The sequence below is a fragment of the Phytoactinopolyspora alkaliphila genome (assembly GCF_010550695.1).
In the GTDB taxonomy this organism is placed as follows: domain Bacteria; phylum Actinomycetota; class Actinomycetes; order Jiangellales; family Jiangellaceae; genus Phytoactinopolyspora; species Phytoactinopolyspora alkaliphila.
This window is the reverse complement of record NZ_JAAGOB010000004.1, coordinates 58897-75799: the sequence shown is the minus strand read 5'-3', so window position 1 is coordinate 75799 and position 16903 is coordinate 58897. Positions and strand designations below refer to the sequence as shown.

19 protein-coding genes are annotated in these 16903 nt (G+C 66.0%); 9 read left to right on the top strand and 10 right to left on the bottom strand.

The window, feature by feature from the left end; translation table 11 throughout:
• Positions 1–117: 117 nt before the first annotated feature.
• On the top strand, positions 118–921 hold the full coding sequence (locus tag G1H11_RS08540; RefSeq protein WP_163818069.1) for a VOC family protein: 804 nt from the start codon (positions 118–120) through the stop codon (positions 919–921).
• Between the two features lie 149 nt (positions 922–1070).
• On the opposite strand, the gene G1H11_RS08535 is transcribed toward G1H11_RS08540, so the two are convergent.
• Both G1H11_RS08535 and G1H11_RS08530 read right to left on the bottom strand, forming a co-directional pair.
• Positions 1071–1982, bottom strand: coding sequence for a hypothetical protein (locus tag G1H11_RS08535; RefSeq protein ID WP_216843577.1), 912 nt, complete (start codon positions 1980–1982; stop codon positions 1071–1073).
• A gap of 42 nt (positions 1983–2024) precedes the next feature.
• A complete protein-coding gene (locus G1H11_RS08530) occupies positions 2025–3698 on the bottom strand; it encodes an HsdM family class I SAM-dependent methyltransferase (protein WP_216843576.1) in 1674 nt (557 codons plus the stop codon).
• 170 nt (positions 3699–3868) lie between these two features.
• Between G1H11_RS08530 and G1H11_RS08525 the strand changes: the two genes are divergently transcribed.
• Positions 3869–4399 (top strand): GNAT family N-acetyltransferase, encoded by a 531-nt coding sequence (locus tag G1H11_RS08525; protein WP_216843575.1) that lies wholly within the window; start codon positions 3869–3871, stop codon positions 4397–4399.
• Between the two features lie 54 nt (positions 4400–4453).
• On the opposite strand, the gene G1H11_RS08520 is transcribed toward G1H11_RS08525, so the two are convergent.
• Both G1H11_RS08520 and G1H11_RS08515 read right to left on the bottom strand, forming a co-directional pair.
• Complete coding sequence (locus tag G1H11_RS08520; RefSeq protein WP_216843574.1) at positions 4454–5011, bottom strand: YceI family protein; 558 nt, start codon at positions 5009–5011, stop codon at positions 4454–4456.
• A gap of 120 nt (positions 5012–5131) precedes the next feature.
• Positions 5132–5530 carry a VOC family protein gene (locus G1H11_RS08515; protein WP_163818061.1) on the bottom strand — a complete coding sequence of 133 codons (399 nt, stop codon included), beginning with the start codon at positions 5528–5530 and terminating at the stop codon, positions 5132–5134.
• 227 nt (positions 5531–5757) lie between these two features.
• On the opposite strand from G1H11_RS08515, the gene G1H11_RS27410 reads away from it, so the two are divergent.
• A complete protein-coding gene (locus G1H11_RS27410; RefSeq protein ID WP_163818059.1) occupies positions 5758–6198 on the top strand; it encodes an endonuclease/exonuclease/phosphatase family protein in 441 nt (146 codons plus the stop codon).
• Here G1H11_RS27410 and G1H11_RS08505 read toward each other — a convergent pair.
• Positions 6092–7621, bottom strand: a complete 1530-nt coding sequence (locus G1H11_RS08505) for a methionine--tRNA ligase (RefSeq protein ID WP_163818057.1) — start codon at positions 7619–7621, stop codon at positions 6092–6094. The two genes, G1H11_RS27410 and G1H11_RS08505, sit on opposite strands and share 107 nt — an antisense overlap.
• A gap of 189 nt (positions 7622–7810) precedes the next feature.
• Here G1H11_RS08505 and G1H11_RS08500 point away from each other — a divergent pair, with 189 nt between their 5' ends.
• Both G1H11_RS08500 and G1H11_RS08495 read left to right on the top strand, forming a co-directional pair.
• Complete coding sequence (locus tag G1H11_RS08500; RefSeq protein WP_163818055.1) at positions 7811–8458, top strand: class I SAM-dependent methyltransferase; 648 nt, start codon at positions 7811–7813, stop codon at positions 8456–8458.
• Positions 8459–8572: 114 nt separating this feature from the next.
• Entirely contained in the window at positions 8573–9094 is a 522-nt protein-coding gene (locus tag G1H11_RS08495) for a pyridoxamine 5'-phosphate oxidase family protein (protein WP_163818053.1), read from the top strand.
• A gap of 39 nt (positions 9095–9133) precedes the next feature.
• Here G1H11_RS08495 and G1H11_RS08490 read toward each other — a convergent pair whose 3' ends face one another.
• Entirely contained in the window at positions 9134–10168 is a 1035-nt protein-coding gene (locus G1H11_RS08490) for a sigma-70 family RNA polymerase sigma factor (RefSeq protein WP_425501202.1), read from the bottom strand.
• Between the two features lie 90 nt (positions 10169–10258).
• Here G1H11_RS08490 and G1H11_RS08485 point away from each other — a divergent pair, with 90 nt between their 5' ends.
• On the top strand, positions 10259–11092 hold the full coding sequence (locus G1H11_RS08485) for an alpha/beta fold hydrolase (RefSeq protein ID WP_163818050.1): 834 nt from the start codon (positions 10259–10261) through the stop codon (positions 11090–11092).
• A 67-nt stretch (positions 11093–11159) separates the two neighbouring features.
• Here G1H11_RS08485 and trxA read toward each other — a convergent pair whose 3' ends face one another.
• Together trxA and G1H11_RS08475 are read right to left on the bottom strand one after the other, a co-directional pair.
• Complete coding sequence (gene trxA, locus G1H11_RS08480) at positions 11160–11507, bottom strand: thioredoxin (RefSeq protein WP_163818048.1); 348 nt, start codon at positions 11505–11507, stop codon at positions 11160–11162.
• The gene (locus tag G1H11_RS08475) at positions 11507–11926 is read right to left on the bottom strand and encodes a MerR family transcriptional regulator (RefSeq protein ID WP_163818046.1); all 420 of its coding nucleotides are present in this window, start codon (positions 11924–11926) and stop codon (positions 11507–11509) included. Before G1H11_RS08475 ends, trxA begins: the two co-directional genes overlap by 1 nt.
• 148 nt (positions 11927–12074) lie before the next feature.
• On the opposite strand from G1H11_RS08475, the gene G1H11_RS08470 reads away from it, so the two are divergent.
• The gene (locus G1H11_RS08470; protein WP_174257507.1) at positions 12075–12473 is read left to right on the top strand and encodes a YybH family protein; all 399 of its coding nucleotides are present in this window, start codon (positions 12075–12077) and stop codon (positions 12471–12473) included.
• Between the two features lie 98 nt (positions 12474–12571).
• On the opposite strand, the gene G1H11_RS08465 is transcribed toward G1H11_RS08470, so the two are convergent.
• A complete protein-coding gene (locus G1H11_RS08465) occupies positions 12572–12922 on the bottom strand; it encodes an MmcQ/YjbR family DNA-binding protein (RefSeq protein WP_163818045.1) in 351 nt (116 codons plus the stop codon).
• Between the two features lie 99 nt (positions 12923–13021).
• Between G1H11_RS08465 and G1H11_RS08460 the strand changes: the two genes are divergently transcribed.
• Together G1H11_RS08460 and G1H11_RS08455 are read left to right on the top strand one after the other, a co-directional pair.
• Positions 13022–13921, top strand: coding sequence for a methyltransferase domain-containing protein (locus tag G1H11_RS08460; protein WP_163818043.1), 900 nt, complete (start codon positions 13022–13024; stop codon positions 13919–13921).
• 72 nt (positions 13922–13993) lie between these two features.
• Complete coding sequence (locus G1H11_RS08455) at positions 13994–15064, top strand: NYN domain-containing protein (protein WP_163818041.1); 1071 nt, start codon at positions 13994–13996, stop codon at positions 15062–15064.
• Between the two features lie 175 nt (positions 15065–15239).
• Here G1H11_RS08455 and G1H11_RS08450 read toward each other — a convergent pair whose 3' ends face one another.
• Positions 15240–16895, bottom strand: coding sequence for an acetolactate synthase large subunit (locus G1H11_RS08450; RefSeq protein WP_163818039.1), 1656 nt, complete (start codon positions 16893–16895; stop codon positions 15240–15242).
• Between the last annotated feature and the right edge of the window lie 8 nt (positions 16896–16903).

Sequence of the window (16903 nt, the reverse complement as noted above, 5' to 3'; positions counted from 1 at the left end):
GTGCGGGGGCGCTTCGTCCTGCAGGGTGTGGCGTGGAGGCCTCGTCTTCCAGGACGCAAGCGGCGGTGCGGCTACAACCTTGCACCTCACGCTACGTGAGGCCGTACGGTCGAGTTCATGGCAACGGATCAGGGACGCCGGAGCGGTCGCAGGGTAGGCGAGCTGGCAGCGGCGACCGGGCTAACCGTCCGCACGCTGCACTACTACGAGGAGATCGGCTTGCTGGTCCCCTCGGCGCGTACCTATGCCGGTCACCGGCTCTACGACGACGCCGACGTGGCCCGGCTGTACCGGATATGCGTGCTGCGACGGTTGGGCCTGCCACTTGTAGAGATCGGCCGGGCGCTCGAGGAGCCGGCCTGGAATCTGCGCGCCGCGATGGCAGCGCACCTCGGTGAACTCGACCGCCGGCACGAGGCGATCGGCCGGCTTCGCTCCCGCCTCGCTGGTCTATTGGGCTCGATAGGCAGTGGGGACGGGCGGCTGACCGACAACCTGCTCACCACCGTTGAGGAGATGACCATGCTCGACACTGCTGTTCAGGGACGGATCATGCTGTTGGTGTACGAGGACATCGGGGCGGCACACGACTGGCTGGTCCGGGTGTTCGGCCTGGGACCTGGCCGCGTCGACCGCAATGATGAGGGCCGGGCTGTGCACGCCGAGTTGCAGGCGGGTGACGGTGTCATCTGGCTCCATCAGGAGCAGGATGATTGGGGGCTTGGCTCGCCCAAGTCGGTAGGCACCGCGACTGCTTGCGTGGCTGTGATGGTTGACGACGTCGACGCCCACTACCGTCACGCCCTGCATGAGGGCGCGAACGTGGTGCAAGAGCCCGCCGATCAGCCGTACGGATACCGCGAGTACAGCGCTCGTGACCTGGAGGGCCACCTCTGGTCGTTCATGAAACCACTCGACTAGGCACGGAGGGAACAGTTTGGCAGGACGTGAACATTGCGTCCTGCAGCCACAACGCAACGTCCTGCAGGGTGAGGTGCGGAACCCTCGCCTTGCAGGACGCAACAGGCGGTGTGGGTGGCGAGTGCCAGCTCGCGGCCGTGGCGGTGGGATCAGCCGCCGATGTCTCGTAACGAGATCAGTGCCCCCGTGTCGGACTCCTCCAGCGGCAGTTCACGGTGCTCACGACGCTCACGGACCTCGACGTGCATCTCAACTGGCGTCCGGTCGAGGACCGCCTCGATGAGGGTGCGGAGGAAACGGTCAGCGGAGAGGTCTTCGGGCACGTCATCGGTCCGGATGCGGACGCCCTGGAAGTCGTCGTCGTCCCACTCCGCCAGTACGACGCAGGTGGCATCGTAGGCATCGGTCTCACCCTGGAGCTTGCGGAGCATGTCGACGGCCTTCTCCCACGCTCCGGCGTCGTCGAGGATGGTGGAGCGTAGAACGAAGAGGAAGCCCATGGAGACGAGCGGGTAGCGTCCGCGCAGGTTCTTGGCGTCACCGTAGGATTCCTCGAACCGGTTGGGCAGGTTGTTCCGGAACGAGGACACCATGGACTTCGTGGAGACCAGCAGCTCGGGACCGCGGGACCATTGCGACACGAGGACGTCGACCTGTTTGACGTAGGCGCGGCCGAGCACTCGTGCTTCGGACGGGGCGACCGTCTTGTTCTTGAGCACCTGCTCGTAGACGTCGTCGCGCATGGATTTGGGCAGCCGGTCGAGGAAGATACCGATCTCGCGAGGCAGCACCCGCGGCTTCGTCAGGCGGGGCCAGACCTCGTCGGCGGGGAACCCGGCGCGGCGCAGCTCATGTGCCACCCAGGCGTCAATGCCTTTGGCCAGCCGTCCCGATTCCGATCCACGTTTCTCGCTGAGAGGGATGCCGAGGACCGTGGCGAGCAGGTGATAGTCGGGCTGGTAGGCCCGATCGCGGGGCGAGATCTCGTGCCAGGGATTGACCACCGGCCGCTCCCTGATGACGCGCTCGAAAGAATCGAAGACGTCGTCCTTGCTCGCCATGCCGATGCCTCTCCCGTCGTGGACTTTCGCGGCCGTGCCCAGTCAGTGGGACTGCCGCGGACCCGCCCCACGCGCCACCCGCCGGGCATGCAGGTGGGCGTGCGCTTCCCGTAGAGCGTCGACCTCGGTGCCGCTGAGGCCCAGATGCCTGACGAGCAGCACATCGTCGACGATTCTCGCAGCGTCGGTGACCTGCCCGGAGCGCAGGGCATGCGCGATTCTGGTGCGGACGGCGACCAGATCTGCGCGGGCGTTCTCCAGCACCTCCGGACCAGGCACCGGGAGCTTGTCCGCTTCCTTCGGCTCGATCTTCAGCATTCCCCCGCCGTACGCCCGGCCCACGGTCTCGGCGCCCAGCAGGGTCATCGAGTTGAGCGACGCGATGGGAAGAAGGTCTGTGGTCGCCCGAGACAGGCCGGGCCGCAGATAGACGCCGTGCACAGAGTTCAGGTGGTGAACACGGGCGCGGTTGGTGGTCAACCGGGGCGTGTCCGCGTTCATGTACGTGAGCAGCAGATCAGCCGGTTTCACCAGCGGTACGCGCCACCACGGCTTGCGCACTCTGCACTTGTAGGCCTCGTGGACATCGACCGCCTCACCCGACGCGATGTATCGCGCCGCCTGCGGTGACGGCTCACCCGATGGGCGGAACAGGTGCGTGGGGCGGCCCTCGGCTCCGAGATCTTTCCACGCCTGCCGGGAGAAGACCAGCCCACGGAGATGGCGAGACCCTGGAGGCGAGATGGGAAGCAGTTCCGTCGCGTCGATCTGATGCCGTTCCGCGGCCGCGGGCGACATGGTGAAGTATCGATTGTTGCCGGTCACCATGCCGAGCGTGGTCTCGCCCCACGCCTGGAGGACGCTGATGCCACGGTGTTGGGTGAGCTTCTCGACCGCGGAGATCGCCTCCGGTGAGAGCAGCGACGCCGTCCACTTGCTCTCCGGACTGGCCGGTCGCCACAGCCGTCCCACAGCCTGGGGAAGATCAGCGACGTTCGCGGCCTGGAAGAGCTCGCAGTGGTCCGTGGGACCTTCGTCGAAGCCGTCCGCGAGCAGGAGCACCACCTCCTCCAGCACACCGGGGAACACTCTCTCGGTGAAGAGGACCAGACGGACCGTGCGGAACCGCTGCATGAGGAACCGCCGGACCTCAGCTGCGTAGTTGACAGTGAGCAGCTCAGCGGGGAGGACGAGACCCAGCCGGCCGCCAGGCCTGAGGAACATGGCGGAATGCACGACGAACGCCGCCCACGACGACGCCAGCCCGGTGAGGGCGACACCGGCCCGCAACGCGGCTTCCTGTGCCCGGCTGCGATTGTCGCCGCTGAATCCCTGATATCTCACGTACGGCGGATTCCCGACAACGGCGTCGTAGACGGGCCGCGGCCGGACGGTGAAGAAGTCCGCGACCTCGACCTGAGCTTCATGCCCGGTGGACTTGAGCACGGCCAGGGCGTGGGCGGCGCTGTCCGGATGCAACTCCACGCCGTGTAACGCGCCAGGCGCCGGTGACCCGGATGCGCCGAGAAGAGCCAGGCGGTCTCCGGCCGAGCCGAGGAAGGCGGCCTCGCCGCATGAGGGCTCGAGCACGAGATCCGTGGGTGACCTGACGGCCCAATTGACGACGTAGTCGCACAACGCGGGCGGCGTGAAAAACGCTCCACGGGCCTTGCGCAGGTCAGCGGTATCGTCGCCGCGCAGCTCGGGAACCGTCACGTGGGCCATCTTCTCGCATGCCTCCCGGAGCGGAGCGGAGCGGTCACGGTGTGCCGTGAAAGTCCTGACGAGCCTGTCATGAGCCACCGACAACGTCGGCTGTCTTCGGCGACGGGCGCTCGGCATCGCGCGGGCGGACGTGCTGTGCAAAACTCTGGGACGTGACGCATGTGGAACAAGCACATACGGCTGATTTGTCTCCCGACCACGTGGCGGCCTTCCGCAAGCTGCTCGACGACGCCTTCCGTGGCGAGTTCAGCGACGAAGACTGGGACAACACCCTCGGTGGCATGCATGTATGGGTCAGCGAGGGCGATGACGTGGTTGCCCATGTCGCGGTGGTCCAGCGCCGTCTCGTCCATCAGGGCCGGTCGATGCGCACCGGGTACGTGGAGGGCCTTGCCGTACAGGCGGACCGACGGCGCAACGGCTACGCCTCCTCGGTCATGAGCAGGGCAGAACGGCTTATCGGAGCGGCATACGAGCTCGGCGCGCTGTCCGACGGCTCCGGAATCGAGGGCTTCTACCAACGACGCGGCTGGCAACCCTGGCAAGGACCCACCTGGGTGATGACATCGAGCGGTGTCGAGCGCACCCCCGACGATGACGACGCCGTCCTCGTCTGGCCGACGCCGACAAGCCCGCAGCTGATCCTGGACAAGGCCCTCACCTGCGACTGGCGTCCGGGCGACGTTTGGTGACACCGTCGGACTCGCGTCGCGGAGCCGGGGACCCTGGTACGTCAGCCGGGTGGCTCAGAGCGACGGCGGCGTGAGTTCGGCCTCGGCCTGAATCACGACGTCGTCGGCCAGCTTCAGTGCCCCGAGGAGAGCCGAGTACGGCTTGATTCCCCAGGCCGTCTGGGTGACCGTCGTCTCGGCCTGGACACGGTACCCGTCGATGCCGCCGCGAAGAGTGACCGGTCTCGTGACGCCCACGATGGTGAGTTCGCCGTCCACGGTGAACGCCTCCGGTGAACCCTGCACGTGAGTGGACTGGAAGGTGATCCTCGGGTGTTTGTCCGTGCGGAGAATCTTGGTTCGGATGTTCCGCTTGATCTCGGCACGATCGGAGCTGGAGAGTGACTTGACGCCACCGGTGGCTTCGCGCACCTCCAGCGTGTCGGCATCGACATCGACGCGCACCGACGATCGAGCCGGGTCGGCCATGTCTACGACCACGCTTCCGGTCCAGCCGGCCGCGTCCAGTGTCAGATCATGACCGGCTCGCGCACCCAGGCCGGTGCGGCTGGTCTTCACCATGAGCCGGCCCGACGCTGGGCCGATCAGGTAGGTGCCGTCGCTGAGAGCCACGTGATCAGCGTACTCGCCCTCCCCTCCTCGCCCTGGCACGCCGGAGTCGGACATCCACGGTGTGCCAGGGGGAGGGGCGGGCCGTCGTCGTGACCGGCTCTGCTCGTCGGGAGCGTTGGGCTACCCAGGAACGGCCGACATGTCCATGAAGATGAAAGACCACTGGTGACCGTCGAGGTCACTGAAGCCACGCATGTACATGAACCCGTCGTCCTGCGGTTCACCCAGCTCCGTGGCACCGGCTGCGATCGCCTTCTGGGTCAAGTCGTCGACGTGCTGCTTGCTGTCAGCCGAGAGACCGATGATCACCTCGCGGCTCCTGGCCGTGTCGACGACGTCCTTCTGGGTGAAGTTCTGGAACATCGGCTCGACGAGCAGCATCGCGTACGAGTCGTCGCTGATGATCATGCAGGTCGCGTTCCCGTCGGTGAAACGAGGATCGAAGGCGAATCCGACGGAGGTGAAGAACTCGACCGTCTTTCCCAGATCCTTCACGGGAAGGTTGATGAACGTCTTCATGGTGTCCCCTCTCTGTGCGAGGCATTCCTCGCCTCCTGCCCGTACTGACAAGCGGCGACCCGCAGACTCATCGGTATCCGTCCCGGCAAATCTCGTCATGGCCCCGGCATGATTGAGAATCACCTCATCGGGTGTCCGCTGCGGGACCAGCGAGCCGGGAATGCCGCCTCGGAATCGACCGGATGATCACGCCGTGATGTACGGCCGCGGAAGGGAAAACTGCGGGTATGGGCATGCGTGTGATGACCGCCAATGTGTTGTCCCCAGCCCACGCCGATTGGGAGCGGCGCCGAGACGTGCTGGCGTCCGAGTTCGAGCGGCTTGCTCCGGACATGCTTGCTCTGCAGGAGGTGGCATCGACGGAGTTCCTACCGCCTGCGTATGCGGTGGCGTGGCACAGTGTCAGGTCCCGTGACGGGGTAGGTACCGCACTCGCCAGTCGCTGGCCACTCGGCGCGGTGGACGAGCTTGATCTCCGCGCTACGCCTCGGGCCGAGAATTTGCCGTGGGCGGGGCCGCCGCCTCGGCACGAGCATCCACCGCAGCAGCATGGCACAGGCATCAGTGTGTGGTCCCGTGCCATCGGGGGAAGACCGGCGTGGGCGGCGAGACCTGGCCGTCCCCCGAAGATAGCTGCTCGAGGAGAGCCGCTGCGCCGTTCGGGATGAACGGCCGTGATTCGTGGGCCACGACTCGGCACGCGTCCACGAGAACGCCCAGCACGTCATCAAGATCACGGGAAGCACCGAGGTCCCCGGCCTTCTCCCGGCGCGCCAACTCCCAGGGACGGGCGGCTTCGACGAGCCGATTGCCGGTGTCGACGACGGACGAGATGCCCTCGGTCGCGGCGCGGAAGTCGAAGCGTGTCAGAGCGTCGTCGATGACGTGCGGAAGGGTTTGGTATGCCGTGACCAGGTCCGATCCGAGGGAGTTCACCCGGCTGGGGTTGATGATCCGGCCGGCGCGGAACTTGTGGACCAGGGCAAGTGTTCGGTTCTGCAGGTTTCCGATGCCGTTCGCCAGATTGCGATTGGCACATGCGACGAGACGCTCGACGGTGAAGTCGGTGTCACCGAGACGGGCAACCTCCCGGAGCAGCCACCAGCGCACCGCATCCGTGCCGAAGCGTCGCACCAGGTCCTCGGGCGAGATCGCATTGCCCGTGCTTTTGGAGAGTTTGGCGCCGTCGACGGTGAGGTACTCGTGGACGTGAATCGTGGTGGGTAGCGGTTGTCCCGCACTGAGAAGGAGTGCGAGCCAGTACACGGCGTGGAAGCGCGTGATCCCCTTGCCGATGACGTGGATGCGGGCGGCGGAGTCCACCCACCAGTCCTGGTACGCGCGCTGATCGGGGCCGCCGTAGCCGAGTGCGGTGATGTAGTTGGCGAGGGCGTCCCACCACACATAGATGATGTGGCCCGGATCGCCGGGCACGGGAATCCCCCACCCGTTCGCGCGTGCCGCCGGTCGCGACACACTGAAGTCCTCTAATCCAGCGCGGATGAACGCGAGCACCTCATTGCGCCGAGTCGCCGGCTCGATCCGGACCTGACCCGAGGTCACTGTCTCCAGGAGTGGTTCGGCATACCGAGAGAGGCGGAAGAACCAGTTCTCCTCCACCACCGGTTCCGGGGTGACGCGATGCTCTGGGCACAGGCCTTCTGGCAGATCCTCCTGCCGGTAGAACTGCTCGCATCCGCCGCAGTACAACCCCTCGTAGTGCCGGCGGTAGAAGTCCCCTTGGCGTGCGCACTGCTCCCACAGGCGCTCCACACCGATCCGATGCCGCAGATCGGCGCTGGTCCGGATGACGTCGTCGAACGAGAGCGACAGCGGTTCTTGCAGGCCGAGAAACCGTCGGGCGTTCGCGTCCACGAACTCCCGTACGTCGACCCCGGCCGAACGGGCGGCGGTGACGTTCTTCAGCGCGTTGTCGTCGGTGCCGGTGAGGAACCGCACCAGTAGTCCTCGTGATCGCTGATGCCGGGCGAGCACATCGGCCTGCACGAACTCCAGCGCGTGGCCGAGGTGAGGCTCGGCGTTGACGTAGGGGATGGATGTGGTGATGTAGACGTTCTGATTGGTCGCCATGCTGTACTGCCTTCCGCCCTGTGCCAGCGGAGGCAGATCAACGTCAGGTCCCCGCAGCGCAGGGACTTGTCGTGACGGATCAGCGCACGCCGAAGAGCCCCTCATGAGGGCTCATCATTCGGCCGTGGCGCCGGTTCATGTACGTATCATCGCACGCTGGGATGTCCGTCGCCGTGTCATGATGTCTCGGTGGCCGGGTGCTGTGAGCCTCAGGGCTACGACCTGATCTTCTCCTCCGGTCAGGCCGAGCGGGATGCCGCTCGCTACCGGAAGTCCGGCCTGACGTGGGCGCCGCGGCGCACGGTCGAGCTGTTCAACGACGGGACGTTCGGCGGCGAGTCCGTCCTGGAGATCGGCGGCGGCATCGGGGACCTTCAGGTCGAACTGCTGCGTGCCGGAATGGCCAGAGCCATGAGCGTGGAGCTGTCAGTCTCCTATGAGGCGGCGGCCGGCAGATTGTTGCGCCAGGCCGGTCTCGCAGGCCGCAGCGTCCGCCTGACAGGCGACTTCGCCCAGCGACCCGAGCTGGCACAGCCCGCCGACGTCGTGGTGCTGCACTCGGTCGTGTGCTGTTACGCAGATGCCGGACGCCTGCTCTCCGCGGCTGCCGACCGGGCACGCAAGCACCTGGTCCTGAGCTACCCGCGAGAAACCTGGTGGCTGCGGGCGTGGGCGCCGATCCAGAACATCTATCCACGATTGCGCCGCAGTGACTGGCGGTTCTACATCCACTCGGAAGCCGCGATCTTGGCAGCTATCGAGCACGCCGGACTGCGTCGCATCCACATAGAACACACCAGGATCGATCACCTCGCGGTCTTCTCCCGGACCGAATGATCGCGTTCGAGCGGCACCACAAGTCCGGCGGTGAAACCCGCGATGCTCCGATGAATTCCGGTGAGCGCCCTGGTCCGTACAGGGGAGAATGCATATAGAAAGGACACCACCGACATGAGCACGCCCCAACCCCTGACCGACCTTCATCCCAGCTACAGCGACGACAACGCAGAGCCCACGCAGTGGGCGCAGGCAAGCAAAGCGCTCTCGGACGCCGAGCTCTCCTGGATCACGACGGTTCGCCCGGACGGCCGGCCCCACGTGACGCCCCTGATGACCGTATGGGTCGATGCGGCACTGCACTTCTGCACGGGTCCTGAGGAACGCAAGTGCAAGAACCTGATGGACAATCCGAATGTCGTGCTGACCACAGGCACCAACACGCGACGTGAAGGCCTCGATCTGGTGGTGGAGGGCAAGGCCCGGCGAGTCACCGACACCTCGAACCTGCATCGTCTGGCCGAGGCCTGGGTGGACAAGTACGGCGAGGAGTGGCGCTTCGACGTCAGCGATGGTGCGTTCCGCCATGCCTCCGGCCATGGTGAGGCGTGGGTCTTCGCGGTGACGCCATCCACAGCCTTCGGCTTCGGTAAGGCGCCTTACAGCCAGACCCGGTGGCGGTTCGGGCGGCATTAGCCTTTGGGCACGCCGGACGGCCGGGGATCACCCTTGAAGTCAAGGCAATGAGTCCGGGAGCTCGAAGACTCGGAAATGCTCAGCGCCGACGAACGAGGTGATCTCGGCGATCCGGTCGCCGCGTAGCGCCAGCACGTTGATCGACCACGCCTGATGTGCCCCTGCGTCGTCGTTCCACAGGTAACAGCCCACCGCGGGCTGGGCGTTGGCGCTGGTGACGAGATGCCGCCAGGACCCGCACCCCGTCAGCGGTACGCGCACGGCGAAATCGGTGACGGCCGGCAAGCCGCGGTACCAGTGCGGCATCGGCGGCATCGACCAGGTCACGTCCTGGGTGAGCAAGGCGACGAGGGCGTCGGTGTCGCCACGTTCCAGCGCGGTGCAGAACCCGTGGACCACCTCGCGGATGCGAGCGTCGTCGATCTTCCTGAGCGTCTGCTGCTGCGTGACCGACGGTGCCTTCGCGGCGACGACCTTGCGGGCGCGGGCGAGCGCGGAGTTCACCGACGTCGTCGTGGTGTCCATGATCGCCGCGATCTCCGCGGCGGAGAACCCGAGGACGTCGAAGAGGAGGAGTGCTGCGCGTTGGTTGCCGGGGAGGTGCTGCAGGGCAGCGACGAACGCCAGCTCGACGGCTTCGCGCTGTTCGTAGCGCGCTCCGGGACCGAGCAGCCCGTCGCTGAGACCGGAATCGCGGTAAGGGCCAAGCCAGGCGACCTCGCTGAGCGGGGCGTCTCCGACCACGGCGTGGTCCGTGGACGGGCCCAGGTCCACTGGCAACGCTCGTTTTCCACGGCGTTCGACGCTGTCCAAGCATGTCCGGGTGGCCACGGTGTACAGCCACGACCGGAACGAACTCCGGCCTTCGAAGCGGGCTAGCCCCCGCCATGCTCTCACCAGGGCATCCTGTAGTGCGTCGTCGGCATCGTGAGTGGAGCCGAGCATCCGGTAGCAATGCGCGTGGAGCTGTCCGCGTAACGGCTCCACGAGACGGCGGAAGGCGTCGTCGTCACCGCTGCGCGCCCGGTCCAGATCGTCGCGGGCGTCGTCACCCGGCTCGGCGACCAACGGCACGGAACTTCTTTCGCTCACGACCGACGATTCTGCCCCACGGCGGGAGTCTCTGCTGTGACCAGTTCATACCAGCCCTTTCAGGAGGCTCCCATGGATAACACGACGACCGTCCCCGTCTCGGCCGCGACCCTCGAGGTCCCTGGCGCGCGCCTGCATTACGAGGTACGTGGTCAAGGTCCCCTCGCGGTACTGGTCGGCGCGCCGATGGACGCCGCGTCCTTCGCCCCGCTCGCGGACCTGCTCGCCACCGACCACACGGTTCTCACCACCGACCCCCGGGGGATCAACCGCAGCTCGGTGGCCGATCCGGACCAGGACTCGACTCCCGAAATGCGTGCCGATGACCTCGCCCGGCTCATCTCGCACCTCGATCTCGGGCCGGCCGTGGTTCTTGGATCCAGCGGAGGTGCCGTCAGCGCGCTGGCGCTGGTACAAGCTCGGCCCGATCTTGCGCACACCGTCGTCGCCCACGAGCCTCCGCTGATCGAACTGCTCGAAGATCGCGAAGAACGGCACGCCGGAACGGAGGAGATCATCTCCGCCTGGTTCGCCGGCGACCACGTGGGCTCGTGGCGGAAGTTCATGGCCAACGCGAACATCCACATGCCCGAGGAGGTGTTCGAGATGATGTTCGCCGGCGAGCCGGACCCACAGGCACTCGCCGACACCAATTTCCAGAACGCGCACATGCTGCGGCCCACGACCCTTTGGCGACCGGAGATCGCCGCGCTGCGAGCCGCGTCGACCCGGATCATCGTCGGCATCGGCGAGGAATCGACCGACCAGCTCTGCGACCGTACGTCGCGGGCGCTTGCGTCGGAACTCGGTATCGAACCGACCATGTTCCCCGGCGACCACATCGGCTTCGCGGGTGACCCGGACCGGTTCGTCACCCGGCTGCGCGACGTCCTGTCCGGAGGCTAATCCCCGTGATCATCGGCGATCGCCTACTTGATCATGTACAAGATCGCCAATGATCATGGGTAGGGTGCTATTGGCGCAACGCTGCGTCCAGCTCTGCCAGCAAGCGTGCCTTCGGTCGTGCACCGACGAGCGCCTGGACCGGCTCGCCGTCGCGGAAGAGCATCAGCGTCGGCAACGACATGACGCGATATGTCGAGGCGACGACGGGGTTCTCGTCGGTGTTGAGCTTGCGGATGGCCAGCGAACCCGCGCGTTCACGGGCTATCTCGGTGAGCATCGGAGCGATCGCATGGCAGGGCGGGCACCACTCGGCCCAGAAGTCCACGAGGACTGGAAGCTCGTGTGCGAGTACCTCAGGGGCGAAGGTCTCGTCCGTGACGACGAGCACGTCGCCGGGCGCCGTTGTGGGGGACATCAGAACTCCTGGTACTCGGTCTCGGATGCGCTGCTGTCCCGCGGCGTCATCTCGCACGGACTCGGATGCCGCGACAGGGCCTCGGCCAGCTTCTCCAGCAGGCTGTCTCGCACTGAGGTCAGCCGGTCGAGGCACGAGTTCACCTCCGCCAGCTTGCGCTGATAGGTCTCGATCGAATCGGCGCAGGAGTCGCCGGTTTCGTGACCGGATCGCAGGCAGTCGACGAACGGCCGGGTGTCGTCCAGGCTGAACCCGATGCCCTGCAGTGTCTGGATCTCCTTGACGAGCCGGAAGTCGTCGTCGTTGTATTCGCGGTAGCCGTTCGCCGAGCGATGCGCCGTGATCAACCCCCGGGACTCGTAGAAACGCAGCGCCCGCGTGGTGGTTCCGGCTCGTTTGGCGAGGTCACCGATTCGCATGGGATTGACGATAAACCTTGCCGCTCACGTCAAGGCAAGCATCGTGCCGAGGGTGTGTCACTGGCGCGGCGATGATTTCTCCGCCCGCCAGTGGTCTGTCTTGGTACGAGATTCACCATGCGATTGCGACCGTTTTGAAGGGATGATCATGCACGACGACGAAGCACGCATCCGTAACCTGATCCAGCGCTGGGCCGCGGCGGTGCACGGCGGCGATATGGATGTCGTTCTGGCCGATCATTCGGACGACATCGTGATGTTTGACGTCCCCCCGCCGGAGGACGGGGTGCGCGGTATCGGCGCCTATCAGCAGACGTGGCCACCGTTCTTCACGTGGCAACGCAGTGGAGCCACGTTCGACATCGTCTCGCTCGACGTGGTCGCGGGGGACGACGTCGCGTTCGCCTACGCCCTGCTGCGGTGCGGCACCGAAGAGGAACTGCAGCGTGATCCGGACAACCGGCTACGCCTGACCATCGGGCTGCGCAAGGAGGACGATCGATGGGTGGTGGTGCACGAGCACCACTCGTTCCCGGACAAGGGCTGACGGCGAATCGGCACAGCTTGTGGACACTTCATGATCAGATGACCGAACCGGCGGATACCGCTGTGCTAGGCCATCTGATCCGCAACCGAAGGCGGGTGCTATCCCGGAAGCCGATCTCCATAGGCCTCGACCAGGGTGTCGCTGGCCGTCAGCCGCCACGCCTCGTATGTCAGCTCCACCAACTCGTCGAGTTCGATGCCGTCCAGGTACACCACCACCCAGCCGTACTGGGGCGTTGTGAACTGGATCTCGAACACCTCGGGCCGCTCAGCCACCAGCGCTCGCTGTTCGGCCAGTGTCTGCTTCAAGCCGACCGTGCTGGTCTCTTCCCACAGGTAGCCGAACGTCCTTCCCTGCACCTTGAAGGTGGTGTAGTTCGCCGAGGGGACCGCCGCCACCTCGGGCAGGCGGTCGATGATCTGGAGAAACGAGGTGATCGGCACGGACATGGACATATCGAACCAGGTGCCGCCGACAGCGAGCGGCACAGGGCTGCCGAGGTGATAATTCACTGGCTCGACGGCTGAACGGCCGATTACCGTCGCATAGTGATCTATGAGCGGCCGTTGGCGTATGTGCTCGGACTCGAAGGCATAGCGTTGCTGCGCGCGCACCTAGGAGAGTTCGACCGCGACTTCATCGAGGCACGCATTGCCGAGGTTCGGGAATTGCTCGACGACGAGAAGCTGGCCGGGGACGGACTCATGGTGGACCGTGTCCACCCGGTCGACGGGTATCAGGTGTGGTCACGGACCTACGACGAGCCTCGCAACGGCCTGTTCGACATCGATGAGCCCCTGGTGTTTCCGATCCTGGATCGACTGCCGGACGGCGTCGCTCTCGACGCGGCGTGCGGGACTGGCAGATTCGCCGAGTACCTCACGGCGACGGGTCACCAGGTGATCGGTGTGGACAGTTCGCCCGACATGCTGGAACGGGCACGAGAGCGCGTCCCAGAGGCTCAGTTCAAGCTCGGCGATCTGCAGCGGCTGCCCTTGGCCGACGATGAGGTGGACGTGGTCGTGTGTGCTCTAGCGTTGGTGCACGTGCGTGACCTGGAGCCGGTGATGGCGGAGTTCGCACGCGTTCTGCGCCCTGGCGGCCACCTGGTGATCTCCGACGTTCACCACGAGCGGGTTTTCCGTGGCTCGGTGCCGAGGGTGCTCGGACCGCGCGGCGAGAGGGGGCGCATTGCCACCTATCGCCACCGCACCGGGGATTACCTCCGGGCCGCGCTGCCGTCCGGACTGCACGTGCGCGCCTGTGAGGAGGAGCCTCAGGTCCAGTCGGCAGGAGTGCCGCCAGCGGCTCCGCGAGCCACCGAGATCGGGCCGTGGCACGAGTGGCCGTGGTGCCTGACCGACCTCGTGCCGGAAGCGGCCGAGGCCGCTGGCGCGGGTTCGCCTTCGGTGGTCGTCTGGCACTTCCAACTCGATCAGTTTGCCTGACTTGAATGAGCGCACGGCTGACTTATCCAAGGAACGTGATCACGCACTGACTCGGGGCGTACGCTGACTGCCGTGGACCACGAAGAACGTCTCGCCGTATTCCTCGACTACGAGAACCTCGCGCTCGGGGCGCGTGAGCATCTAGGAGGGATGAGGTTCGATTTCCTTCCCATCGCCGACGCTCTCGCCGAACGTGGTCGCGTGGTTGTCCGCCGCGCTTACGCCGACTGGTCCTATTTCGACGAAGACCGTCGGCTGCTTACCCGCTCGCACGTGGAACTGATCGAGATTCCGCAGAAGATGGGCGCCTCACGCAAGAACGCCGCGGACATCAAGATGGTGGTCGACGCCGTGGAGATGGCGTTCGAGCGTGACTACATTTCGACGTTCGTCATCTGTACGGGAGACAGCGATTTCACGCCGCTGGTCCACAAACTGCGTGAGCTCAACAAGCGGGTCATCGGTGTGGGAGTCGAGCAGTCCACCTCCAAGCTACTGCCGCCCGCCTGCGACGAGTTCCTGTACTACGACCGGCTGGAGGGCCTCGAGGTCCCGGCGCCTACCACGCGTGGGCAGACCAAGCGCCGGACCCTGGAGCCCGTTCCGGAACCGGCGCAGGCTCCGCCAGAGCCCGAGCCGGCAGCCGAGAGCGGATCCGGCGACGTGGACGAGCTGGCCGTCCGGGTGGCGCAGACGGTGGCCGGCTTGCAGCGCAGCTCGAGTGGGCAGGTCAACGCGTCGGTGCTGAAGCGGACTTTGCTACGCAAAGACCCAACGTTCAACGAAGCAGACTACGGGTTCCGCGCGTTCGGCGAACTCCTCCGGCATCTCGCCGATCGTCGTGTACTGGAGCTGACCGACGGGCCAGCGAAGGGCGACCCCGAGGTCTCGCTGCCCGAACTCGGTGATCGTGAGGAAGCGTTCGCGCTGCTCCGGGACACGGTTGCCGACCTGTCCGACGGCCCCGTAGCGCTGTCCGGCCTGAAGAACCAGCTTCGCAAGACCCAGCCGGGTTTCAGCGAGAAGAAGCTCGGCTACGGCGGTTTCCTGCAGTTCTGCAAGGCGGCCGCAACCAGGGGCTTCGTCCAGTTGGCCTGGGATTCCGACGCCGACGATTACATGCTGGCCGTTCCGAGCGCCTGAACCGGCCTTCCGCTAGCTGGTCCACGTGTGGCGCGCGCCGCCCGCCCTCCTCTTCCGAATGATCATGTAAACCATGCGTTCTCGTGCTTCACCATGCCTGCAGCCATGGTGAAGCACGAGAAAAAACATGGTTTACATGATCATTCGGAAGTAGCCCGTGGGGCGATGGATCGATTCACAGGGCCGCGTCGAGCTCGCCGAGGCGCTGGATGAGGCGGAGGTTCTCGCGGTAGTCGACCGGGCAGTTCACGATGGAGACGCCGTCGTCGTCGAGCGCGGCCCGCAGCGTCGGCAGGAGTTCGTCGGCGGCCTTGATCTGGTAACCCTTCGCCCCGAAGCTCGCCGCGTAGGTGACCACATCCGGGTTGGTGAACGCGGTTTGGCTGTGTTCTCCGAGCTCCATCTGCATCTTCCATTCGATCAGCCCGTAGCCGTTGTCCTCCCAGATCAAGACCGTGAGCGGGATTTCCTCCCGAACGGCGGTCTCGATCTCCTGGGAGTGCATCAGCCACGCGCCATCGCCGACGACGGCCAGCACCCGCGACTCGGGTTTGGCGATGGCCACGGCCAGCGCTCCGGGCAGGGCGAACCCCATGGTCGACAGCCCGTTGGAGATCAGGCAGGTGTTTGCGGCGTAGGTGGGATAGAGCCGCGCCATCCACATCTTGACCGCGCCCGTGTCCACCAGCGTGATGTCGTCGCGCCCGAGAGCCGACCTGGTGTCGGCCACAACGCGCTGAGGCGAGAGCGGGAACCGGTCATCCTGGCGGCCGTGCTCCAACTCTTCGGCCAGCAGGGTGCTGGACGGTGTCGGGCCGGGATCCGGGCAGCTGTGGTCGGCCAGCTCGTAGCGCAGGGCGTTCAGGGAGGCACTGATGTCGGCGATGATCCCGACGTCGACGGAGTAGTGGGCGTCGACCTCCGCGGGGAAGCGGTGGAGGTGGATGATCCGCTTGTCACCGTTCGGGTTGATCCGCACCGGGTCGAACTCCTGCAGCTCGTACCCGACCGCGAGAATGAGGTCCGCGCTCTCGAAACCGAAGTTGGCGTAGTCGCGGGCCATGAACCCGATGGTCCCGACGGAGCGGGGATGATCGTCCGGGAAGACGCCCTTGCCGTGGAAGGTGGTGGCCACAGGCACGCCGAGATCCGCGGCGAAGGTCACCAGGGCGTCGGACGCCTGGCCGCGAGCCGCGCCGTGCCCGGCGAGCACGATCGGCTTGCTGGCCTCTCTGATCAGGTCCGCGGCCCGGCTCACCTGGGTGGGCGACGGCGCCTCCGGACGGACGATGTTGCGGGGCAGCGGCCGCAGCTCGGCAGCGGCGATGGCGTCTTCGACATCCTCCGGCACCGCCAGATAGACCGCACCCGGCCGCTCCGTCTCCGCGGTCTTGAACGCCTTGCGGATCATCTCCGGGACAGCGTCTGGGCTGGGCACGCTGCGAGCCCACTTCGTGATCGGTTCGAACAGCCGCACGAGGTCGACGAACTGGTGTGATTCTTTGTAATTGCGATCATGTCCCACCTGCGCGGACAGAGCCACGACGGGGGTGCTGTTGGTCATCGCATCGGCGACTCCCAGTTGCAGGTTGATCGCGCCCGGTCCCAGGGTCGCCGAAACGACGCCGGCCGAGCCGGTGACCCGGCCGTACATCTCGGCCATGAACGATGCCGCCTGTTCATGCCTGGTCAGCACGTAGCGTATCGACGACCGGTCCAGGGCGCGGGTCAGGTGGATGTTCTCCTCGCCGGGCAGGCCGAACACGACGCTGACGCCTTCATTCTCGAGGCAGCGCACGATCAGTTCGGCGGCGGTCCGGGTCTCCGTCATGGTTGTGG